This is a genomic window from Paenibacillus aurantiacus (genome assembly GCF_042431225.1).
GTDB lineage: Bacteria > Bacillota > Bacilli > Paenibacillales > Paenibacillaceae > Paenibacillus_Z > Paenibacillus_Z aurantiacus.
This window is the reverse complement of sequence record NZ_JBHMDO010000015.1, coordinates 258719-281271: the sequence shown is the minus strand read 5'-3', so window position 1 is coordinate 281271 and position 22553 is coordinate 258719. Positions and strand designations below refer to the sequence as shown.

The 22553-nt window shown below is 59.1% G+C and carries 22 protein-coding genes; 19 read left to right on the top strand and 3 right to left on the bottom strand.

Features of this window, described 5'->3' with window-relative positions; translation table 11 throughout:
- Positions 1–89: 89 nt before the first annotated feature.
- From ACFFSY_RS08110 to ACFFSY_RS08060, 11 genes are all read left to right on the top strand, one after another.
- The gene (locus tag ACFFSY_RS08110) at positions 90–977 is read left to right on the top strand and encodes a LysR family transcriptional regulator (RefSeq protein WP_377492585.1); all 888 of its coding nucleotides are present in this window, start codon (positions 90–92) and stop codon (positions 975–977) included.
- A gap of 144 nt (positions 978–1121) precedes the next feature.
- Positions 1122–1601: a hypothetical protein gene (locus ACFFSY_RS08105; protein ID WP_377492582.1), complete on the top strand. Its 480-nt coding sequence runs from the start codon at positions 1122–1124 to the stop codon at positions 1599–1601.
- Positions 1602–1954: 353 nt separating this feature from the next.
- Positions 1955–2848 (top strand): hypothetical protein, encoded by an 894-nt coding sequence (locus ACFFSY_RS08100; RefSeq protein ID WP_377492579.1) that lies wholly within the window; start codon positions 1955–1957, stop codon positions 2846–2848.
- Between the two features lie 533 nt (positions 2849–3381).
- The gene (locus ACFFSY_RS08095; RefSeq protein ID WP_377492576.1) at positions 3382–4710 is read left to right on the top strand and encodes a UDP-glucose dehydrogenase family protein; all 1329 of its coding nucleotides are present in this window, start codon (positions 3382–3384) and stop codon (positions 4708–4710) included.
- Positions 4703–5842 carry a DegT/DnrJ/EryC1/StrS family aminotransferase gene (locus ACFFSY_RS08090; RefSeq protein ID WP_377492573.1) on the top strand — a complete coding sequence of 380 codons (1140 nt, stop codon included), beginning with the start codon at positions 4703–4705 and terminating at the stop codon, positions 5840–5842. The genes ACFFSY_RS08095 and ACFFSY_RS08090 overlap by 8 nt, the downstream gene beginning before the upstream one ends.
- A gap of 255 nt (positions 5843–6097) precedes the next feature.
- On the top strand, positions 6098–6988 hold the full coding sequence (locus tag ACFFSY_RS08085) for an ABC transporter ATP-binding protein (protein WP_377492570.1): 891 nt from the start codon (positions 6098–6100) through the stop codon (positions 6986–6988).
- 24 nt (positions 6989–7012) lie between these two features.
- The gene (locus ACFFSY_RS08080; RefSeq protein ID WP_377492567.1) at positions 7013–7765 is read left to right on the top strand and encodes an ABC transporter permease; all 753 of its coding nucleotides are present in this window, start codon (positions 7013–7015) and stop codon (positions 7763–7765) included.
- Positions 7766–7769: 4 nt separating this feature from the next.
- A complete protein-coding gene (locus tag ACFFSY_RS08075; protein ID WP_377492564.1) occupies positions 7770–8942 on the top strand; it encodes a sensor histidine kinase in 1173 nt (390 codons plus the stop codon).
- A complete protein-coding gene (locus ACFFSY_RS08070; protein ID WP_377492561.1) occupies positions 8939–9541 on the top strand; it encodes a response regulator transcription factor in 603 nt (200 codons plus the stop codon). Before ACFFSY_RS08075 ends, ACFFSY_RS08070 begins: the two co-directional genes overlap by 4 nt.
- A gap of 183 nt (positions 9542–9724) precedes the next feature.
- Complete coding sequence (locus tag ACFFSY_RS08065; RefSeq protein ID WP_377492558.1) at positions 9725–11149, top strand: transglutaminase domain-containing protein; 1425 nt, start codon at positions 9725–9727, stop codon at positions 11147–11149.
- A gap of 66 nt (positions 11150–11215) precedes the next feature.
- Complete coding sequence (locus ACFFSY_RS08060) at positions 11216–11506, top strand: alpha/beta-type small acid-soluble spore protein (protein ID WP_377492555.1); 291 nt, start codon at positions 11216–11218, stop codon at positions 11504–11506.
- 108 nt (positions 11507–11614) lie between these two features.
- Here the strand turns inward: ACFFSY_RS08060 and ACFFSY_RS08055 are convergent, their stop codons facing one another.
- Entirely contained in the window at positions 11615–11857 is a 243-nt protein-coding gene (locus ACFFSY_RS08055) for a hypothetical protein (protein WP_377492552.1), read from the bottom strand.
- Positions 11858–12046: 189 nt separating this feature from the next.
- Here ACFFSY_RS08055 and ACFFSY_RS08050 point away from each other — a divergent pair, with 189 nt between their 5' ends.
- A complete protein-coding gene (locus tag ACFFSY_RS08050) occupies positions 12047–12379 on the top strand; it encodes a hypothetical protein (RefSeq protein WP_377492549.1) in 333 nt (110 codons plus the stop codon).
- 67 nt (positions 12380–12446) lie between these two features.
- On the opposite strand, the gene arfA is transcribed toward ACFFSY_RS08050, so the two are convergent.
- Complete coding sequence (gene arfA, locus ACFFSY_RS08045) at positions 12447–13955, bottom strand: arabinosylfuranosidase ArfA (RefSeq protein WP_377492546.1); 1509 nt, start codon at positions 13953–13955, stop codon at positions 12447–12449.
- Between the two features lie 162 nt (positions 13956–14117).
- Between arfA and ACFFSY_RS08040 the strand changes: the two genes are divergently transcribed.
- The 3 genes from ACFFSY_RS08040 to murG all read left to right on the top strand — a co-directional run bounded on the left by ACFFSY_RS08040 (position 14118) and on the right by murG (position 17427).
- Positions 14118–15044, top strand: a complete 927-nt coding sequence (locus tag ACFFSY_RS08040) for an ArsR/SmtB family transcription factor (RefSeq protein WP_377492543.1) — start codon at positions 14118–14120, stop codon at positions 15042–15044.
- Between the two features lie 148 nt (positions 15045–15192).
- Positions 15193–16149 (top strand): TRM11 family SAM-dependent methyltransferase, encoded by a 957-nt coding sequence (locus ACFFSY_RS08035; protein ID WP_377492540.1) that lies wholly within the window; start codon positions 15193–15195, stop codon positions 16147–16149.
- A 198-nt stretch (positions 16150–16347) separates the two neighbouring features.
- Entirely contained in the window at positions 16348–17427 is a 1080-nt protein-coding gene (gene murG / locus ACFFSY_RS08030; RefSeq protein ID WP_377492537.1) for an undecaprenyldiphospho-muramoylpentapeptide beta-N-acetylglucosaminyltransferase, read from the top strand.
- Between the two features lie 237 nt (positions 17428–17664).
- On the opposite strand, the gene ACFFSY_RS08025 is transcribed toward murG, so the two are convergent.
- Positions 17665–18537, bottom strand: a complete 873-nt coding sequence (locus tag ACFFSY_RS08025; RefSeq protein ID WP_377492534.1) for an aldose epimerase family protein — start codon at positions 18535–18537, stop codon at positions 17665–17667.
- Between the two features lie 414 nt (positions 18538–18951).
- Here ACFFSY_RS08025 and ACFFSY_RS08020 point away from each other — a divergent pair, with 414 nt between their 5' ends.
- The 4 genes from ACFFSY_RS08020 to ACFFSY_RS08005 all read left to right on the top strand — a co-directional run bounded on the left by ACFFSY_RS08020 (position 18952) and on the right by ACFFSY_RS08005 (position 22446).
- On the top strand, positions 18952–19272 hold the full coding sequence (locus ACFFSY_RS08020) for a PadR family transcriptional regulator (protein WP_148932273.1): 321 nt from the start codon (positions 18952–18954) through the stop codon (positions 19270–19272).
- Complete coding sequence (locus ACFFSY_RS08015; RefSeq protein WP_377492531.1) at positions 19269–19829, top strand: HAAS signaling domain-containing protein; 561 nt, start codon at positions 19269–19271, stop codon at positions 19827–19829. The genes ACFFSY_RS08020 and ACFFSY_RS08015 overlap by 4 nt, the downstream gene beginning before the upstream one ends.
- Positions 19826–20722 carry a DUF4097 family beta strand repeat-containing protein gene (locus ACFFSY_RS08010; protein WP_377492528.1) on the top strand — a complete coding sequence of 299 codons (897 nt, stop codon included), beginning with the start codon at positions 19826–19828 and terminating at the stop codon, positions 20720–20722. The genes ACFFSY_RS08015 and ACFFSY_RS08010 overlap by 4 nt, the downstream gene beginning before the upstream one ends.
- 248 nt (positions 20723–20970) lie before the next feature.
- A complete protein-coding gene (locus ACFFSY_RS08005) occupies positions 20971–22446 on the top strand; it encodes an HD-GYP domain-containing protein (RefSeq protein ID WP_377492525.1) in 1476 nt (491 codons plus the stop codon).
- Positions 22447–22553 lie beyond the last annotated feature (107 nt).

Sequence of the window (22553 nt, the reverse complement as noted above, 5' to 3'; positions counted from 1 at the left end):
TAACATGGGGTGTGAGATATAGAAAGTATGAAAATCATCTGTCTATCATATCTTTTTCATATGGATTGGGATGGGAAGGGGGATCGTACATGGACATCAAGCAGCTGCGGTACTTCGTGGCGATCGTGGAGGAAGGGCAGATTACGGCGGCGGCCAAACGACTTCATATGGCACAGCCGCCGCTGTCCCAGCAGCTGAAGGCGATGGAGCAGGAGCTGGGCGCGGCGCTGTTCGAGCGGGAAGGCCGAGGGATGCAGCTAACTGATGAAGGGCGGGCCTTGTATCGCCATGCGACCCGAATCATTGCCTCGCTGCAAGAAGCGGAGGAGGAAATCCAGGCGATCCGCCAAGGCTGGACCGGCCGGCTGTCGATCGGGGTTAACACGTTGTCGGACGAGCGCCTGCCTCGCATTCTGCGCCTCTTCCAGCAGAGTTACCCGCAATTCACGTTCAGCATCCAGCAGAACGATTCGTCCCAGCTGTGCCACCTGGTCCGGGAGCGGGTGCTGGATCTGGCGATCGTCCGGCTGCCGCTTGAACTAAGCGGATTCACGCTGCATTACGTAAAGTCGGAGCCCTATTATTTCGTCGGCGGCTACGATATCGAAGAGACGGGCGGCTCCATCTCTTTTGGCCGCATCGAACATTATCCGCTCATTGTGCCCAGCACGGAAGGGCTTGGCATCAATCAAATGATTCGCGACGAATTCGTTAAACGCGGCCTGTCGCCGAACATCGTCTGCGAATGCTCGGACATGACGACGCTTATGCAGCTCGTCTCGACGGGCTTCGGCGCGACGATCGTGCCCGAGACGGTCGTCAAACTGCACAGGGGCGTCCCTTTCCGCAAATTCGAGCTGGAGGGTAACCCGGCGCCCGCGCTGAGCGGACTGATCGGATTGCAGAACGGCAGGCTGACCAAAGCATCGCAGGCGTTCATCGATGCTTACCGCGAGGTGGGTCGGGCGGACGGGTAGGTCGGGCGCGATGCTTGTCTGTGCCAGCCGCGCGTGCCGCTGCAGCAGGATAGGAGCGGACCTGACGGGACGTTCTGGGCTGGAGCGGAGACAATTCACCCATACAAGCCGATGGGCGTACACCTGTATGGAGTGAATTTCACGATGAAGGGAACGATTCGTTTGTCGATCACGCCGCAGTTCATTAACCCGCAAGTCATTAACCAACAAATTCTGAACGGCCGCGTAGGCCATTTCTTCCGCTCCAGTATTCCGGGCTTCGGTCTGGTAACGTGGCAGCTGATTGCCTTCACGCCGCCGGCGCCTGGCGCCGATCTGGGCAGCGGCACCGTTTCGATTAATATCGTCAATCCTGACGGCAGCTTCCAGTTCACCCAGGTGAGCAACCAGGACTTGGTCGGCATTCAATACTTGGGGCCGACACTCCCGCAGCAAGTACAGCCGCAGCCACAGCCGCCTCAACCTCCGTTCCCGCCGTTCCCGGGCGGTGGCGGCACGCCGAGACCGCCTTGGTGTGCTTTCACGCCATGGCACCCGTCCTGTTGGCGGTCAACCGATTACGCCTTCCCAAGCGGCTATCGAGGTTATGTGACCTACTTCGTACCTGTGCACTATCCGATATAAGGGGGTCATTGAAGCAATGGGGCTGAACCGATGATAGCTTGACCACTTAGACGGCGCGACCTGAATGCGAATCTGCCCTATTACTCCGGATAATATAGTACTGCCTCCTTCGGTTCATTGCCGGAGGGGGCTTTTCGTGCGATCGTTCATTGCGGGGCCGCTAACCGTGACATTGATGTCGATACCCAGACGACCACGGCAGGCTCCGTCTTCCGTTCTTGCGCGCTCCTTCCGGGGACGGAGGGAGATGGCGTCACTTAAGTCCAGTCCGCGCTCCGTCCGCCGCCCGTCGTGCCCATCCATATCCTTCCTCTAGAATGAGGGTATCCAATCGGCGAAGGGTGGTAGAAGCGATGAAAGCGCGAACGGGAGGGACGCGGGGGAACAACGCGAAAGCGACGTTCTTCACGGGGGAAAAATGGTTGGTCGGCGTTGGGCTGTTAGGCTTCGTATTGGCGGCTATATGCGGGATTTGGACGCTGGTCAGCGGAGCGGAGGTCGGGGCGGAGGGCAATATGAGGAACGCGTTCTCGTTCGATGGAGCTCTTGGCCTCTTCATCCTATCGACCGCGGCGGTTATGCCGCTGGCGGGCATGGGCGGAAGAATGCGCGCATTCTTCCGGTGGTCGTATATTGTGCTGGCGTTGTATTCGTACGCGGCGGAGACGGTGCAGAACGCAAGGGGCATCAATCCCCGGTTCACGAATAGTACCGAGGCTTTCGATGCCGCAGTCGGTAATGTGTTTGCAACTGTCGCGATGCTGCTGGTGGTTTTCTATGTGGTATTCGCGACGTATTTCTTCCGGCGCCGCACGTATGAACGGCATCCGGAGCTGACACTGGCGCTTCGATATACGATGGCGGCGGTCATGATCTCCTTCGGCGCGGGAATCTGGATCTCGCTCAATCTCGGCCGTTACGTCGGAGCGGAGGGGAATATCATCTGGCTGCACGGCCTGGGCTTCCACGCGCTGCAGGCGCACCCGATCATCGCCTGGCTGACGCTGCGCACGCCGTGGTCGGCCCGCGTTCGACAGGGCGTCGTGCACACCGCGGGTTTGTCGTACGGGATCGGATTGCTTCTCATGGGCTGGCAAACGATGATCGGCCACCCGGTCTTGGAATGGTCGGCGCTGCCGATCGCGGCAGGACTTTGCTTCTTGATCGGGCTGGGGCTCGGAGCGGCCACGTTAGCGTCTGCGCTGACGAACAAGCGCGGGATGGCGACCATCGGCCGCGGCGCTTGAAGATAATGAAATTAGACGACCCTCGTTTCGCGAAGAAACGAGGGTCTTTGTGCATTTATGCGCTTGCCTGCGCCATATATGGTAGCGTAACCGCTCATGTTTTCCGTAATGTCATGTCTTGCACGAAAACAACGAAAGCCCTAACCTCTCAATCGTCCTTGCGGTTCCGAAGACCGCGCCAGTGTGAATCCGTGTTCCTTCTTGCAGCCGTTTGAATAAAAAGGAATGGTGTTCGGATGTGAGGAATTGTGAGATAAATCCAATAATCCTAATTGAGGAAATAATAAGGGGTTACTTGTACTACAAATCAATAGTTTACAGGAAACGCGATGAAAACGCAACTTCAAGTTTCAGGAAACGAAAATAGTCCGTTAGACCCTGAAACCTTTTCCACTTATTGGTGTATACAATTTGTATCACAATATAGCGAGGGGGAGGTGCGCTTACCTATGGGGTTGAGAATGCAAGCGTTAGGTGCCAACCCGAAAGGTGCGTTGGCACTAAATATGACTACAACATAAGGAGAAATAAAGGTGGATATTGTCGTTATCGGAGCAGGATATGTCGGTTTGGTTGCCGCCGCGTCTTTCGCTAGTTTCGGCTGCAGGGTGTATTGCGTCGAGAATAACGAGAGCAAGCTGAGGCAGTTCGAAGCCGAGCAGGTTGATATATACGAAGAAGGTCTTCACGAGTTGGTACAACAAGGCGTTCACGATGGACGGCTCTCGTTTCACTCCAGGTTATCCGATGTCCTAGAATCCGCGAAATTGATTTTCCTCTGTTTGCCGACTCCCTCCGTTAAACATGGAATCGCTGATCTCTCCAGCCTGCTTAACGTGTGCGAAGAATTAGGGGCTGTCATTCCGAACGACACGGTCATTGTTGTCAAGTCTACGGTCCCGGCCGGTACAACGGCGCGACTGGAACGCGTCATACGGCATGCGGCGGCCAAACTTGGCAAGCAAGTCGACTTCAGCATCGCGATGAATCCGGAATTTTTACGCCAAGGCTGCGCCTTGCAAGACTTTCTCCATCCTCATTCGGTCGTCATCGGTACGAAGGATCCCCGTGCTGCAGACAGATTGGTGCGCTTGTACGAGTCCGGTTTGCAAAATCCGGTCATTCAAATCATGAGTCCGGTGGAGGCGGAGATGGCCAAATACGCCTCCAACTATTTGCTGGCGGCACGAGTATCCATGATTAATGAACTGGCGAATCTTTGTGAAGCTGTAGGCGCGGATATTGCTTCCGTGCGGAATGTCGTTGGTATGGACCCTAACATCGGAAGCGGATTTTTGAATGCCGGAATTGGGTATGGCGGCAGTTGTTTCCCGAAAGATATCGAGGCGCTAATCAAGACGGCCAACACTTACGGTCTCGACGTGCCGATCATGAGGGCGGTTCAGTCCGTGAACGACAGGCAAAAACAGCGTTTGGTCGCGAACATCATACGGCGGTTCGGGAATGATCTGGCAGGATACCGTTTTGCCGTCTGGGGATTGGCGTTTAAACCTGGCACGGATGACATGCGGGAGGCGCCAAGCCTCGACGTAATTCATGCATTAAGCGCGCTGGGGGCGTCCATAAGCGCTTACGATCCGGCCGCGCGGCGCAAAGCCCAGATTGTGCTGGAGGGGGTGTCGGTCGAGTATACGGCCGGCAAGTACGATGCGGTAATCGATGCGGATGCCTTGTTGATTCTAACAGAATGGGAAGAGTTCTACGAGCCTGATCTCGCACAATTGAAAGAACGCATGCGCCAAACGCTCATCTATGACGGCAGAAGAGTGCTGACGAAAGAACAGTGCCGCAATAGCGGGTTCGAACTTATACAAATCGGGGCAGGTCGCGATCATGATTAAGTTAACGGATATTGCAACCGTCAACCAGCAGGTGAGTGGCGACGTCATCGAGAAAATGACGGCGATCATTCGCGATAATACCTTTGTCAACGGAAGCGACGTTCTCGCTTTCGAAGAGAAGTTCGCCCGCTATCTGGGGGTGAAATACTGCTTTGGGGTCGGTAACGGGACGGATGCGCTGGAGATTGCCTTGGCGGCGCTTGATTTGCCGAAAGACGCAGAAGTGATCATTCCGGACTGCACGTTCATCGCGACCGCGAATGCCGTTATCAACGTCGGGTTGAGACCAGTGATCGCGGATGTAGGTTCAAATTTGACGATGAATGCGGACGAGCTTGAACGATTAATTACCCCAGACACAAAAGCGATCATACCCGTTCACTTGTACGGACATCCGGCCCCTATGACCAAGATTATGGAATTGGCGGATGCCTATAATCTGGCCGTCGTTGAAGATAGCGCCCAAGCCCATGGTGCAACGTACAAAGGCCGAATGGCCGGCTCGATCGGAGACTTAGGCTGCTTTAGCTTCTATCCCAGCAAAAATTTGGGGGCGTTCGGCGACGCAGGGGCTATTACGACCAACGACGAGGCGTTAGCGGACAAAATCAGGCTGATCCGAGACCATGGGCGAATATCGAAATACGAATATCGCCGAACCGGCCGTAATTCCAAGCTGGACTCCATTCAGGCGGCTGTACTCGTGACCAAGTTAGATTATTTGGAATCTTGGATTAAGGCGCGTAACGAGGTCGCTGCGGTCTATGCAAGAGTCTTCGCGGACGTGAAGCCTATCGTGCTCCCGATGGTCGAGCCGGAGAATCGCCATGTCTACCATCAATATGCAATACGGTGCGAACGAAGGGACGAGTTGATGGAGCACCTTTTGAAGTCGGGCGTGGAATGTGGTATTCATTATCCAACGGCTATTAGTCAAGAGCCTTTTATCGCAGGACATGAGATGTTGTACGCCAATTATAGATCAAGAAGGTACGTCAACGAGCTCTTGAGCTTGCCCATGGGGACACATCTTAGTGAAGCAGATATTAGTTACATAGCAAGCTGCGTGGAGCACTTTTATCAAGAGAATACCAATCTTCCCCCGTATACGGTGTCTACAAGCGCGGTCTGACCCCGGATCTGCAGCGCGCCTATGCAAAGGGCAACAGGGCGATTCTTACAGTCATCTCTTGATGACCGAAGGATCGCCTTTTTTGTGCATGCCCGCTAAGCAGGTGTGGTTTGAGTCCCAGTATGACAACTGTCATATGAAACGGGTGTTATTCATGCATGTTACCGTATCCCCCGATTCGGTACGATAGCTGCATAACCTGATCCGTGTGCGGCGAAGCGCACGGCGAAACCAATGAACGGAGCGTGAAGCCTGATGGCGGCGGCAATCGAATTGAAGCAAGTGAGCAAGGCATTCAAAGGCAAACGGGCGGTCGATAACCTGTCCCTGGCGATTGAGCGGGGCAGCGTAGTCGCGCTGCTCGGACCGAACGGCGCGGGGAAGACGACGACGGTCTCGATGATCCTCGGCTTGCAGCAGCCGACGAGCGGACAAGTGAAGCTGCTCGGCGGATCGCCGAACGAGCGCGGGGTGCGGGCGCGGATCGGCGCCATGCTGCAGGAGGTGAGCGTCGTCGACGGGTTGAAGGTGGCGGAGACGATCAACTTGTTCCGCAGCTACTACCCGAATCCGCTGCCGCTCGAGAAGCTGCTCCGGTTTGCGAATTTGGAGGAGGAACGGGATAAAATGGCTGCTTCTCTCTCCGGCGGCCAGCAGCGCCGGCTCGGCTTCGCACTAGCGCTGGCGGGCGATCCCGAGGTCTTGTTCCTCGACGAACCGACCGTTGGCATGGACGTGACGAGCCGCAAGGTGTTCTGGGATACGGTGCGGGCGATGGCCGGCAGCGGGCGCACGATCGTCCTGACGACGCACTATCTCGAAGAGGCGGATAGCATCGCGGACCGGATCGTCGTCATCAACAACGGGCGTCTCGTCGCAGACGGCACGCCGAGCGAGATCAAGGCGGAGACGACTGGACGGATCATCTCGTTCGTGCCGGGCGCAGGCGTAACGAACGAGACGCTGCTGGCGATTCCCGGCGTCAGCGGCGTCGAGTGGAATGGGCCGCGGGCGCATGTAAGCAGCGGGAACACAGACGCTCTGATCGCGGAGCTGATCGGGCGGCAGGTACCGATGAAGGATATCGAAATTCAAAGCGGCGGACTCGAGGCGGCATTCCAGTCGCTGGTCCAAAGCGCGAAATAACTTTAACTGAAGGAGCGATGGCTAATGAACGGAACGATGACCGCGCTTGTCGCGCAGGTGAAGGCAGAACTGCTGCGGACGGTCCGCAACCGGAGGTTCGTTATTTTTACCATTATCATGCCGGCGGTATTCTACTTTATATTCACCGGGACGGTAGGCGGTTCGGTGCAAGTGGGCGGTACGGACTGGAAGGCGTATTATCTGATGTCCATGACGGTGTACGGCGTCGTCGGCGCGAGCGTCACGTCGCTGGCGGTCCGCTTCTCCAGAGAACGGGCGCAGGGCTGGCACCGGCTCGTCCGGATCACGCCGCTGCCGGGCTACGCCCAAGTCGTCGCGAAGCTCGTCTCGCAAGGCGTGCTTAATCTCTTCACGATCGTGTTCTTGTTCCTGTTGGGCGCGCTCGTGAAGGACGTCGAGCTGACGGCCGGGCAGTGGATCGAGAGCGGGCTGTGGATTTGGCTCGGCGGGTTCGCGTTCATGTCGCTCGGCACGCTGCTTGGCACGATCCGCAACGTGGATCTGGTCCAAGTGGTCAGCAACCTGGTGTACATGGCGATGTCGGTCGCGGGCGGACTGTGGATGCCGACGGAGACGATGCCGAAGCTGATGCGCGATATCGCGGAGGCGCTGCCGACCAACCGGCTTGGCCAAGGCGCGTGGCGGATCGTGGCCGGGGGCGCCGTCGAGTGGGCGAGCATCGCGATTCTGGCTGCATACGTGATCGTCTTTATGCTAGTATCGTCGTATATTATCAAAAAACAGGAAGCGGTGTGACGGCATGTTTCGATTTCGTCGCTCGGAGCGGCCCCGGGAGGGACCGCCGGCAAGCTTTACGCTCGTATGGCTTGTGTATATGGCTTTCCCGCTCTACACGTTGTTCCATCGGCCGCTCGAGGAGCGGCTGATCGGGCTTGGCTTCGTGGCGATTTTCGCCTTTATTTACGTACTAAGCTATCGTCAGGAATCCGGACGGCTGACGCTCGTCATGGTGCAAATCGCGTTCGTGGCGTTGGCCTGTTTCAGGTACGATGAGAATTTCCTGTACATGGCCTTCTATCCAGCGCCGGTGATCGGCCTGCTCAAGTCGCGCCGCGACATGCTCTTCTCCATGAGCGTGCTGCTGTTGCTCTATGGTTCGGTCTTCCAATATTATTCGCTGTTCAGCGATTCAGAGAAGATGCTCCAGCTGCTGCCGGCCGTTCTGGTCATGTTCTCGATGCCTGTCGCGATGCGGCTTGGACGCAGATCCAGAGAGCTGCGTGAGCGGCTCTCCGATGCGAACGAAGAGATCGCGCGCCTGACACGTCAGGAAGAGCGGCAGCGGATTTCGCGCGATCTGCACGATACGCTCGGCCATACGCTCTCGCTCATTACGCTGAAGAGCGAGCTGGCCGAGAAGCTGATCGCCAAGAACCCCGAGCGGGCGGTGCAGGAGGTGCGGGACATTCAGTCGACCTCGCGCGCGGCGCTCAAGCAGGTGCGGGAGCTGGTCGCCCAGATGAACGCGGTGACGCTGGAGAGCGAAGTGGCGAGCGCGGCGCGCATCTTGGAGGCGGCGGGCATCGAGCTGCGGACGGAAGGGGAGGTCGGCGCGCGGGCCGGTTCGCCGATTATCGATAATCTGCTCGGGATGTGTCTGCGCGAAGCGGTGACCAACGTCGTGAAGCACAGCAGAGCGCGGAGCTGCGTCATCGCGCTGCAGGAGGAAGCGGACAAGACGGTGCTGACGATCGAGGACGACGGTGTCGGCATGCCGGAGGCGGCCGGGCGGGTACCGGTCGCGCCAGGCCAAGGCGGAAGCGGCTTGCAAGGCATGCGGGATCGGCTTCGGCTGATCGAGGGAAGCATACGATATGAGTCCGGAGCCGAAGGCAAGGGGACAAGAATGTCGATTACGGCGCCGAAGGTGGCCAAGTCGGTCGCGGTCGAAAGGAGTGCAAGCGGACGATGAGAGTGATCATCGCGGAAGATCAGGCGATGCTGCGCGGCGCGCTCAGCGCCCTGCTGGATATGGAGGATGATATCGAGGTAGTTGGCCAAGCGGCCAACGGCGAACAGGCGCTGGCGCTCGTCGCCGAGGAACGGCCGGATATTTGTCTGCTTGATATCGAGATGCCGCTTATGAGCGGGCTGGACGTCGCCGAACGGCTGAAGGCGGAGCAATCGTCCTGCCGGGTTGTCATCTTGACGACGTTCTCGCGGGCGGGGTATTTCCAACGGGCGATTCGCGCCGGAGCGAAGGGATTCTTGTTGAAGGATTCGCCGATCGAGGAGCTGGCGGCCGCACTTCGGTCGGTGTACGAGGGCGGCCGGGCGGTCAGCCCAGAGCTCGCCCTCACGTTCTGGGAGGCAGAGAATCCGCTCACGGAGCGGGAGAGAGAGGTATTGAAGCTGGCAGCTGAAGGACTGAGCGCCGGCGATATCGCCAAGCGGCTGTATTTGACCGCGGGGACGGTGCGCAACTACTTGTCCGAAGCGATTCAGAAGCTGGAGGCGAAGAATCGGATCGACGCGATCGGCATTGCGGAGAAGAACGGCTGGCTGGCCTGAAGACGGGAGCGCGGCGTTTTTGAAGAAGCAGAGGGAGGACGGCTGGATAGCCGTCTTTTCTTTTGTAAAAAAGTTCCTATTTAACGCGAAACTTCTTCCTATGGATGGCGTTTAACTTATGGCGTGCGAGTGAGACATTGCGGCTCTCGCGCGGATTGAACATGGGAGATGGATAACAAAAAGATGGGACGCATACGAACGACAACGATGCTGCTGGGGCTGCTTTTCCTGGCGGGGTGCGCGATTGCGTGGCCTTGGGGAGAAGGGCATCCGCAAGCGGCCGCCGCGCCGCGGGGACCGAGCGAATGGGCCGCCGACGATATAAGGGAAGCTGCTGCTCATCAATTAATGCCGTCATGGGTGAGCGGTCGTTACGGCAATAAGATTACGAGAGAGCAATTCGCAGAGCTGGCCGTACTCCTCTACGAGTCGCTCACCGATCAGCGGCTGAACGATCCGGTTGCAAATCCGTTCAAGGATACGCGCAACTTCTACGCGGCCCTTGGCTATAAGCTGGGCTTCGTGAACGGCGCGAGCAGCGGAAGGTTCGACCCGAAGTCGCCGGTGACGCGCGAGCAGATGGCCCTTATCCTTTACAATGCGATCGGCAAGGCAGGCATTCGGGAACAAATGAAGCTCGCATCCGTCCCGGCGTTCGCGGACGAGGACCGGATTGCCGGCTGGTCGAGGGAAGCTGTCGGCGCGATGGCGGCAAGCGGGCTTATGCAGGGGAGCATCCAAGCGGATCTGGTGTATTTCAGACCTAAAGGGGCGGCGACGGTCGAGGAGGCTGCCGTGATCGTGAACCGGATCCGCGAGCAGTACGGTGCGATCAGGGCCTCGAGCGAGGAAGAGCTGCTCGAAGCAGTGAAGCGGGGATACGTGCCGGTTGCCACAGGCGGGCGGCTGGGCGAGATCTATCGTGCCGCCCAGCAGGCGCTGCAGCACATCGTGGAGCCCGGCATGAGCGATTACGAGAAAGAGCTGGCTATTCACGACTACCTCGTGCTGCATACCGCATACGACGAAGCGAACTATAAGCAGGGAACGGTTCCCGACGATTCCTACAGCGCTTACGGCGCGCTGGTGAAGGGGATCGCGGTGTGCCAGGGCTACGCGAACGCAGCCAACCTGCTGCTCAACATGTCGGGGATCGAGGCGCATATCGTCACGGGTACGGTCGGCGGCGAGCCTCATGCATGGAATAAAATCCGGCTGGAGGGCGACTATTACAACGTAGACGTCACGTGGGACGATCCGGTCCCCGACAAACAGGGACGCGTCTATTACGGCTATTTCAACGTGACGGACGATGAGCTTCGGCAGGACCATGAATGGGTGGATAACGGTCTTCCCGCGGCGCTCGGGACGATGTACAACTACTATCGGCATAATCAGCTGCTGGCGGAGGATCCGCTGCAATTCGAAGCAAAGGTCGAGGAAGCCATCGCGCGCCGTGAGCTTAGTCTGACCGTCAAGCGGACCTACATGTCGACGAAGGATATCGAACCGCTCAAAGCCCCCGTCTTCCGCACCGGCGCCGTGCAGGCGTTCGAGTGCACGTTCGGCAGCGGCGGCGTCGTCACGCTGACCTTCCGGTACCGGTAGCATATTCGCGCGATAGCCCGGGCAACATAGAAGCACATCCTTTAGACAAGGGCAGGTGCAGCGAAGATGGCGCGAAGAAACCGGAGAAAACATGTCGTGCCCGGCGCCGAGCAGGGGCTCGCCGCGTTCAAGGCGGAAGTGATGCGCCGCGAAGGTTACGCGGTCGATCCCAGCCGGCCGGACGACGTCAAATACGAAGTGGCGCAATCGCTTGGCGTGCCGCTGTCGCGCGAGGGCGGCAACGGCAATCTGACCACGGAGGCGGCCGGACATATCGGCGGCCAAATCGGCGGGACGATGGTTCGGGAGATGATTCGTCTTGCACAGGAGCAGCTGGTTAAGCAACGGCAGCCGTAGACAAGGTTTGGTTAGTAACGCAGGCCCCGTCCGGATCGTACCGGACGGGGCTGTTATGTGTTTCTCAGCTGGTCGTTCGCCTTGGCGTTGAGGGTTCACCGCAAAGATTCAGGCGATCGCGATTGCGGCGTACAAGGCGAAAGCAATCGCCGCGAGCGAAGATGCGGCCACCAGTATTACGATCAGTCGCGTCCGGACGGAGAGTGCGCTCCAATCGGTCACCTTCATCGGGCCGCCGGCTTCCAATCGCTCCAAGCTATGCAGATTCGAGTCCAGCAGAATATCGGCGCTGTGCGACAACGCGGCCGCTTGGTCGTTGTCCGCCCCGCGCGATTTGGCAAGTCCGCTCAACGGTCATGCACACTCCCTTCTTCCCTGCAGGGCCAAGCCCTGCGCTTATTACATATAATGCGGCCTATGCGCACAATAGTCTTCTTTTGTGAATTGTACGACACGAATACATGGGACAACGCCCATATCGAATAAGCTGGTGAGAGGTAGACTGGCTCGGGGGCCCGGGCAATGAAAAGGGAGGTTGCCGTGAGCATCGCAATCAAACGCAGGCGGACTCGGTTCGTCATGCTCGTCATACCGGTGTCGATGCTGAAACAAATGATGGTCTACGACTTCATCGGCGGCACGGCTTGTTACTGGCTGATGAAGCAAGGGCACTGGTCCGAGGTCGCCGCGTTCATCGGCAGTTCGTTCGCGCCGGCCGTCTTGAAGCGGGCCGTGTCCGCGGGGACGGGGCTTGCGCGCGTGAAGACGCTGCCTTCGCCGTGGCAGGAACCGCCCGCGGCGGGCGCGGGGATGGGCGGCCGGCCAGCCGTGCGCGGCGGGGTGCGCGTCGTGCGGCTGCGTGGACGCAAATAGCGCCCGTCCGCTCCAACGCAGAAGCGCCCGCGGGAGAGATTCCCGCGGGCGCTTTTCGTTCATCTGATTAACCCAGTTTCACGCGAATGACGTTCCACGACGCCTTCGGCAGCGATGCTTCGATCTTGCTGCCGTCCACGCGGGCGCTGCCATTCGTATGCGGCTTCACGCGATCCGGCGCTTCCAGCGTGTTCGCTGCTTTCAGATCGTCATTCTCCAGCACGATGTGCTCGATCAGGCTGCAGCCGCCGAAGCTGCGCAGATCGACTTCGAAGCCGAGCGATTCCTCCAGGTTGCGGTTGACGGCGAAGATCGTCACTTCGCCTGTCTCTTCGTTGTGCACGGCGACCGACTCTAGGTAAGGAACGTCGGTGTAATCTTTGGCGTCGTATTTCGGCGATTGAATCAGCGGCACGAGCGCTGTGCCGCGGCCGAACAGGCTCGCATGCATGTACGGGTAGTAGATCGTCTGCTTCCAAGCCGCGCCGCCGTTTGCCGTCATGATTGGCGCGATAACGTTGACGAGCTGGGCGATACACGCCATTTTGACCCGATCGGCACGCTTCAGCAAGCTGATGAGCATGCAGCCGACGACGAGCGCATCCTCGTGGTTATAGATGTCCTCCAGCTGCGGCGGCGCGATCTGCCACGGATCGAGCTTGCGGTCCGCAGCGTGGGAATGGAACCAGACGTTCCACTCGTCGAACGAGAGATTGATTTTCTTCTTGCTGCGCTTCTTGGCCTGCACGTAGTCGGCGGTGGAGATGACCGTGTTGATGAAGCTGTCCATGCCGAGCGAGAGCGCCAGGAAGTTCGCGGAATCGTTGGATGGATTGCCGTAGTATTGGTGCAGCGAAATGAAATCGACGTTGTCATAGGTAAGATCGAGCACGGTTGCTTCCCATTCCGGGAATGTCGGCATCTGCAGCGACGAGCTGCCGCACGCCACGAGCTCGATCGTCGGGTCGACCAGGCGCATGACCTTGGCCGTCTCGTTGGCGATCCGTCCGTATTCGACCGCCGTCTTCGCGCCGATCTGCCAAGGGCCGTCCATCTCGTTACCAAGGCACCACGTCTTGATCGCGTGCGGCTGCTCATAGCCGTGCTTGCGGCGCAGGTCGCTGAACAGCGTGCCGGACGGATGGTTGGCGTATTCGATCAGGTCGCGTGCTTCCGCAGGTCCGCGGGTGCCGAGATTGACGGCCATCATCGCTTCGGTGTTCGCCTTCTTGCACCAGTCCATGAATTCGTTCAAACCGACCCAGTTCGGCTCGATCGTGCGCCAAGCGAGCTCCAGCCGGCTAGGACGCTGCTCGACCGGGCCGACGCCGTCCTCCCAATTGTAGCCGGAGACGAAATTGCCTCCCGGATAGCGGACGATCGGCACGTCCAACCCTTTCACGAGCTCCAGCACGTCGCCGCGGAATCCTTGCGCGTCCGCCGTCGAATGATCCTTCTCGTAGATGCCGCCGTAGACGGCGCGGCCGAGATGTTCGATGAACGAGCCATAAATGCGTTTGTCCACTTCGCCGATCTTGAAATCTTTATCCACGATCATGGTAGCTTTAATTGACATGATGGTCACCTCTGCTTAGAATTAATTATATTATTAACTAGTTAATGAATTTCTGCTTTCAACAACATTAAACACGATCATAAAAGCGATTTCAAGCTTTTCTTTTCCCGTTTTTTGAATTAATATTTCTGTTAATGCAGTAATTAATGAAGGAGAACGACAATGACGATTATTCAATCCAACACGGACCGCAAATGGCTGCCGCTCTACGAAGCGCTCGCCAGCGACGTACGGCTGCGCATTCTCGACTTGCTTGCGGAGGGGCCGATGAACGTGAAGGAGCTGGCGCAGGCGCTCGGGCTCTCCAGCGCGATCGTGACGATGCATACGAAGAAGCTGGAGACCGGCGGTCTCATCCGCTCCGAGCTGATCCGGCGCGGCGGAGGCACGCACAAGATGTGCTCGCTCGCCGCCAGCCGGGTAGAGATGGCGCTCCCCGAGGTGGGAGGCGCCGACAAGACGCGGCGGGACTGCCAGGAGGTGGCCATCCCGGTCGGCCATTTCACGCGCTGCGAGGTGCATCCGACATGCGGCTTGGCGACGACGGAGAGCGTGATCGGGCAATTCGACGATCCGCGTTATTTCTTCGAGCCGGGACGGATGAACGCCCAGATTCTGTGGTTCGGGCACGGGTTCGTCGAATACCGCATCCCCAACTACGTGCTGCCGGGACAGACGCTCGAGGAGATCGAGCTGTCCATGGAGATCGGATCGGAAGCGCCGGGGACGCGGGAGAACTGGCCATCGGATATTCATTTCTACTTGAACGACACGCTGCTCGGCGTCTGGACGAGCCCGGGCGATCCGGGGGAGGGGCGAGGACTGCTTACGCCGATGTGGTGGACGGTCAACCAGTACGGCTGGCTCAAAATGGTGCGGGTTACGGAAGAAGGGACGTTCATCGATGGGCAGCGGTTGTCGGATGTGACGCTGTCCGATATCGTCATGACGCGCAACGACTGGACGCTGCGGCTCGAAGTGCCTTCCGTCGCGACTCATGTGGGCGGCATGACGCTGTACGGCGAGGGTTTCGGCAACTATAATCAGGATATTGTGTTCCGGACCTACCGCCGGGCAGGCGGGCAGTAAGGAAGGAGCGGGCGTAGGGTGCCGCAGGCTGCGCTGGTGGATCGGCGTTCCCGTCTTGGGTTGCTTTGGCACGAGGGGGCTTGGCGCTTGAGGCCCCGCCAAGAGGGACCGGGGACCCGGCCGGAGGAACTAAAGGAGTGTTCGCATCATGATTGAGACCGATTTGGCTCCTATATATCTTTATCCCGTCGTCTGTCATGAGGACGAGACGGAGCTATGCGCCATGGAGATGCGCGCGCTGTTCGGACAAGATCCGCGGGAGGGCTGCGTGCGCGCGGCCTTCTCGCTGCCGCCGGCGCGCAGCCCGTTCATTCGCGGCAGGCTGCAGGTCAGTCTGGCCGCCGCTAGTCTTGACGAGCTGGCGGCCGCGGCCGCGGGGCTGGATATCGGCGCGGACTCGTACAAAGTCGTCTTCGTGGAGACGGACGGCGCCGCGTCATACGAGGAGCGGTTGTCTGCGGCGCGGCGAATCGGCAGCGCGATCCGGGGGCGCGCGGAGATGAAGCGTCCGGATCGGCTGATCGGACTCGCGCATGCGGACGGCCGCTGGCTGCTCGGCGACTATGAGCGCGCCGAAGCGGCCTGGCTGACGCATAATCAGAAGCCGCATCCATATTCGACGGCGCTAAGCACCCGGGTCGCGAGGGCGGTCGCGAACATCGCGGTGCCCCGCATCGAAGGGACGAAGGCGATCGACCCGTGCTGCGGCATCGGGACGGTCGTCATCGAGGCGCTGTCGATGGGCATCGATATCGTAGGCCGCGACATCAACCCGCTTGCGGTGCGGGGAGCGAGAGCGAATCTGGCCCATTACGGCATGCCGGACGTCGTGAAGCGCGGCGATCTGCTTGAGACGGAAGGCGAAGAGGCTTATGATGCGGTCGTCCTCGATTTGCCGTATAATTTATGTTCGGTGCTGTCCCCGGATGTGCGAGTTGCCATGCTTCGGGCGGCTGGGCGCTTGGCGCCCCGCGTCGCGATCGTGACGACGGAGACGATCGACGATGAGCTGCCTTTGGCGGGAATGGCTGTTCTGGACCGATGCGTCGTGCGCAAAGGTCGGTTCGAGCGGCACGTGCTGCTTTGCTCAAATACAAGATATTAAAGCTGAATGCTGCATTCTCAATCTTCGGATTGCGAACGCAAACCAATCAGCCTTGAATGCTGCATTCTCAATCTTCGGATTGCGAACGCAAACCAATCAGCTCTCCCGTTAAGGTTTTGCGACGGGAGTCATGATCGGACGGCATTTCGTCATAAGGTGAGGTATACGCAAGCAACTAACATAAGCTGGTGAGGTTGTATGAAGAAAATCATGTTCACGGGGGGCGGTTCGGCCGGACACGTTACGGTTAACCTCGCCCTCATTCCGCGTTTTCAGGAAGAAGGCTGGAAGATCGATTATGTCGGCTCGGAGAATGGGATCGAGAAGCAGCTCACGGGCACGCTTCCGGGCGTCCGTTATCACGCCATTGCGACCGGCAAGCTGAGACGCTACTTCGATTGGCAGAACGTCAAGGACCCATTCAAGGTGGTCAAGGGCGCAATGCAGGCGTACCAGATCATACGCCGCGTGAAGCCGGATGTGCTCTTCTCCAAAGGCGGGTTCGTCTCCGTGCCCGTCGTGCTCGGCGCTTGGCTGAACCGGGTACCGGTGCTGCTGCACGAATCGGATCTAACCCCGGGGCTCGCGAACCGGATCGCCATTCGCTTCGCGACGGGCGTCTGCACGACGTTCCCGGAGACGGAGTCGCATTTGCCTGCGGGCAAGGCGCATCATGTGGGCGCGGTTATCCGCGAGGAGCTGCTGCAGGGGGACGCCGCGCGCGGGCGCGCGTTCTGCGGCTTCAAACCAGGCAAACCGGTGCTGCTCATAATGGGCGGCAGCTTGGGCGCGCGTCGCATCAACGAAGCGGTGAGGGCGTCGCTGGGCATGCTGACGCGCGACTTCCAGATCGTGCATCTGTGCGGCAAGGGCAACGTATTGCCGGAGCTGGAATCGCCGGATTACCGGCAATACGAGTACGTGCAGGCGGAGCTGCCGGACGTGCTGGCGATGTCGGATCTGGTCATCTCCCGCGCGGGCGCGAACTCGATCTTCGAGTTTCTCGCGCTCCGCAAGCCGATGCTGCTCATTCCGCTTAGCCGCCAGCAGAGCCGGGGCGACCAGATCCTGAACGCCGAGTCGTTCGAGGCCGCCGGATACTGCGAGGTGCTGCAGGAAGAATCGATCACGTCGGGCACGCTGCTCGAGCGCGTCGGCATCTTGTTCCGCGACCGGGAGACCTACATCGCGAAGATGAACGAAAGCCGCGGGCAGGATGCTTTGAATGCGGTGTTTAAGCTCATTAAGCAAACGGCAAAGCGCCGGCGATCGCGGTAAGCAAGCACAAGAGAAGGGCCGTATCTCCACGGATGGCAGCATGCCATGCGAGAGATACGGCCCTTTGTTTACATGCTTAAATTTCGCTCGTCTACACGGGAGGAGCGCAATCGTGCGTGTCTTTCGTATCGAATACGCTTCGTCGGGGCTTCCAGGCGGTCGCCATGGCGCGTGTTCTGTGGGCGAAGACGCGCGATCCTATGAACCCCGCTCGAACATCTTGTCCTAAGCTTCGGCCTACGCCTTGGTGTAAGCGATGCTCAGCTCGAGCTGCAGCTCTTCGCCCGCGGCTACCATCGGCAGCTCCTCGCGCCGGTTGAGCTCGGTCGTCAGCGCCATCCACGGCTCGACGCAGATGAACGGTTTGCCGTCGACCTGCCAAAGCACGACGTATTTGAAGGCATCGCTATAGCGGAGCGTGACCGCGCCGCTGCCGTCCGGACCCGGGAAGCCGATCTGGCTGAGGCCGGCGTCCAGCAGGGCGATCGATTCCTTCAGCCCCTCAAGATCGACAACGCCTTCAAGCGGCTTCACTTCGTTGTCGTTGTAGTCGAGATACCGCGTCGCGTCGGTGTTGTAGACGATCGCCTTCGACGAGGTCCGGAAGTACGGGTGGAATCCGGCGTACATCGGCATAGCGGTATCCGAGAGGTTCCGGTACGTTTGGCGGATGTGCAGCTCGCCGTTCTTCAGCACGTACGTGAACAACAGCTCGAAGTGCCACGGATATTCGCCGAGCGTACCTTCTCCGCTAACAAGGCGCACGGTTAACACCGCTTCGCCCTCGGCGGAATACGAGACGACTTCCCACGGGCGGTTGCGCGCGACGCCGTGGTTGCGCATCGGGTACGTCACGCCATCCCATTCGTAGCGCCCATTCACGAGCTGGCCGCAGATCGGGAACAGGATCGGATTGCCGCCGCGAATGTTAGCTTCTGGGTCGACGAAGGTATCCCGGTCTAGATAGAATAGCTCTTCGCCGTTCAGGCGGCAGCTGATGGCGATGGCGCCGCGCTCGGGACAGATGGTGACCGCGGAATCGGTGGAAGCGTCGGCTAACGTGTACAGCGTGTAGACGTCTTCATGCTGCGTGACTGCATACTGGCTCATTCATATACCTCCGTGTGTTTATCGTACTTGGCGTGTTTCTCTGGGTTAGCATACCATATCTTGAAATACAATCGTTTATACGTTTCATGCCTATAAGTCATTTTTCTCTACCGCTGAGTGCTGCATTCCAATCTCACGATTGCGAACGCGAACCAATCAGCCTCTCCTGAAATGTAACGCGCATCGCCGCAAAAGACGGCGCTGCCGCCTCGCCTCGTCCGTCTAGAAGAAACAGGCGAGCGGCGGAGAAAGGGCGTTTGCGGGTATTTTCCATTTTTTTCTTAGGCTATATTGCATTATTGAATAGCAAGCCATATACTATAGCTGTAGGGAACAACTGGAAGCTAGAAATTTTTTTTGATTAGCTATTCTGTATTGTTGAATACCAAACCATATCGCATAGGGAGCGGTTGCATGAATGTTCAGTTCAAGAAAGGCGTACTCGATCTGTGCGTCCTCGCGTTGACCGCTTGGGAAGACCGCTACGGTTACGAGCTGGCGGTGGCGATGTCGTCCAAGTTCGAGGTGGCGGTCGGCAGCGTCTATCCGCTGCTCAACCGTCTGACGCAGGAGGGGTATTTCTCCACGTATTTGCGGGAATCGCCGGAAGGGCCGCCGCGCAAATATTACAAACTCACGCCGCAGGGACACTCGCACCTGATGGCGCTCATTACGGAATGGCGCTCGTTCTCCATTGCTGTGGACGAAATCATTAAGGAAGGTGTGGAACGATGAGCACGATACGCGCGCAATATTTGCAGCAGCTGTGGGATCTGCTGGCACCGGTGCCGGAGGGGCAGCGGAAGGAATGGATGTACGACTACGAAGAACATTTTCGAATGGCGGCCGCACAGGGACGCAGCGATGCCGAGGCGGCGAGCGAGCTTGGCGACCCGCGTCAGATCGCCAGAGAGCTGCTGCTCGGCTACCGGGTGGAGGAAGCGGCGCGCAGCGGACGGATCTCCTCGGTCTCGCGGGCGGTCCTCACGACGGTCAGCATGGGCTTCTTCAACCTGATCTTCGTCCTTGGGCCTTACGTGGGGCTGCTGGCGGTCATCCTGGCGCTGTGGGTTGTCGTCGGGGCGCTCGCGCTCTCCTCGCTCTATGCGGTCTACGAAGGCTTGTTCGGGGAGGCTTTCAACCGGGTGCAAGGGGCCTTCATCGCGATGACGCTGATCGGGCTGTCGATGCTCGCCGGGGCGGGCATGAAAGTCGTGACGCGCGGATTTATGCGGATGACCGTGAACTATTTGAAATTCAATTCTAGAATTATCGGGGGGCGCGCGAAATGAGAAACTGGGTCATTGCCGGATTAACGTTATTCGCGGCCGGGGCGATCGGTACGGTCGTGACGTTCGGCTCCGAAGGCGATTTCTCCTTCGGCACCGTCAAAGTGGAGAAGGAGGCTAGCGTGAGCGCCGCAGGCATCGAACGGATCAAGCTGGGCGCGAGCGCGGCCGATATCGATATCGTTCCGGGCGAGGGCGATGCGTTCAAGGCGACGCTGACGGGCCGCGCAAGCAAGAAATTCCTCGATCGCATCGAGGTGAAGCTCGTCCCGAGCGGCAAGGAGCTTCTCGTCGATGTCAAGGCGAGTACGGGCTTCTCGATTGGACTCAACATCCTGGACGTGGACTTGCGGCTTGAAGTGCCCAATCGCGAGTGGAGCAAGCTTGCGATCGAGGGCGGAAGCGGTAACGTGGACCTGTCGGATTTGAAGATCGACGAGCTAGTCGCGAGCATCGGTTCGGGGAATGTGCACGTGAAGAACCTGACTTCGCGGAAGATGGAGCTGGAAGCGGGTTCGGGCAACATCCATGCGGAATCGTCAACGGCGAACGTCGTGCAGATGGACGTTAGCAGCGGCAACCTGAGGCTCACGGACGTTGCGGCCGGTAAGGTGAATGCCGACACGGGCAGCGGGAATATCTATGTGACCGCGGATCAATTAAGCGGTGACGTAATCGCGGAGACGAGCAGCGGCAATGTGACGATCGCGACGCTTGCGCCACCGGAATCGGCCACTTTCTTGTTCGCGACGGGCTCCGGCGATTTGAAGAACGAGTGGGAAGAGGGGCAGGAGTCGGACGCGGATGGGGCGAAGGAGCAGGTCGTCTTCGGCGGCGGCGACATTCGCGTCGAGGTCGAGACGGGCTCGGGAAATCTATACTTGGAGCGCCGATAAGCCAAATCTTGCGGCCGAGGATGCCGGGAGCGGGAGTGGTCCGCTTGCGGGTCGAACGGCCCGGCAGGCGTTCGGAGCAGATAGGCCTTAGCGGCCATGGGCGACAAGCCGGTTGACCTGGAGGGGGAAATATGTCCGGGACAGCCGGCTTTTACTCGTTTCCGTTGACGGACAAGGACTGGTGCGCGTATTCTGAGAGGAGAGACTAGGCAAGGTATATCGTCCTACGGACAACAGGAGGAATCTCCATGCGCGTGAAAGAGAGAACGGTGCTTCTTCTCGGCCCGCTGCTCGCGACAACGATCCCTTTATTTTGCTATGAATGGCTGCGATCGGCACATACGGCAGACATATCGATTCACTCCCCATCGGGGCACTTCTATATCGTGAGCATCATCGCTGCGCTCGCGACATTGTTCGCGGTGGCGGTCGGCATTACCGGCTATCGGCTGCGCAATATCAAGGTGGAATTTTTGGCGCTCGCCTACCTTTCCCTCGCGGAGCTGTTCATTCTGCACGGGCTTTCGACGCCGGGGCTGCTGATCCACGCCTCGACTCTGCCGGGTATTGCGTCTCAGCTCAGCATCATGCTCGCAGTCGTCTGGCTCTGTCTATCGGCGGCGCCGACAGACCTGCCGCTTGTCCGCTGGCTGGCGCAGCGGCGGCGCTTCTTGATGCCGGTCTGGGGGACGCTGCTTGGACTAATCTGCGTGTTGGCTTTCCTGATGCCGAATGCGGTCGAGTCGCTCCATATTAACCAGCATCCGTACAAATGGATCGCGGCCGCGCTGACCTGCGCGGGCTGTCTATGGACGATGTTCCACTACCGCCAATCTTACTTGGCTGCCGGATTCCCAATTCAACGGGCGATCGTCTACAGCACCGGTCTGCTGATCGCCTCCCAATATATTATGATTACCGGCGAAGCCTGGATGCTGAGCTGGTGGATGTATCACGTGCTGGTGCTCGCTTCGATGGTGATCATGCTCAGCGGCCTGGCCCGCCAATATTTCTCGCAGGGCTCCTTCAGCTCTTCGCTGAAAGTGCTGTTCAAATCCGATCCGCGCGCTTGGCTCGAAGCCTGCATTACACCAAGCGTTCGGGCGCTGATCATGGCGACCGAGGTTCGGGATGCTTACACGGCCGGCCACAATATGCGGGTGGCGCTGTACGCGCTGCGGCTCGCCGAAGAGATGGGCCGATCGGCCGAGGAGCTGCGCGCGATCGCGCAGGGCGGCGTCGTGCACGACGTCGGGAAGATCAAGGTGCCTGACGCGGTGCTGAACAAGCCCGGCAAGCTGAGTCCGGAGGAGCGGAGCATGATCGAGCGCCATCCGGTCTGGGGATATGACATGTGCAGGCGGCTCGGTTTCTTCGCCGACGAGCTGTCCGTCATTCGCTCCCACCATGAGAAGTGGGACGGCACGGGCTATCCCGATCGTCTGGCAGGGGAACGCATTCCGGTTCTTGCCCGGATTACGGCGGTCGCCGACGTTTACGACGCGTTGACCTCCTCGCGCTCTTACCGCAAGGCGATGTCGCATGATAACGCCATGGCGATTATTTTGGAGGGCAGCGGCACGCACTTCGATCCGGCTTGCGTGGAAGCTTGGACGCGTCTGGCCACGAGCGACTCGCGCTTCCTCCTGGAGACGGCGGCTTCCGACCGGACGCTGCGGCTCGTAGCGGCGGACGAGACGGAGAAGACGTCGATTGTTTCTTGAGTCATGAATACGTGCAGCGCATGAATAAGGGCTGTTGTTCGTCGGAGGCGACGATCAACAGCCCTCTGTTGTGTTATGGCGAGCCTGTTGTTCCTGATTTGGCGCCG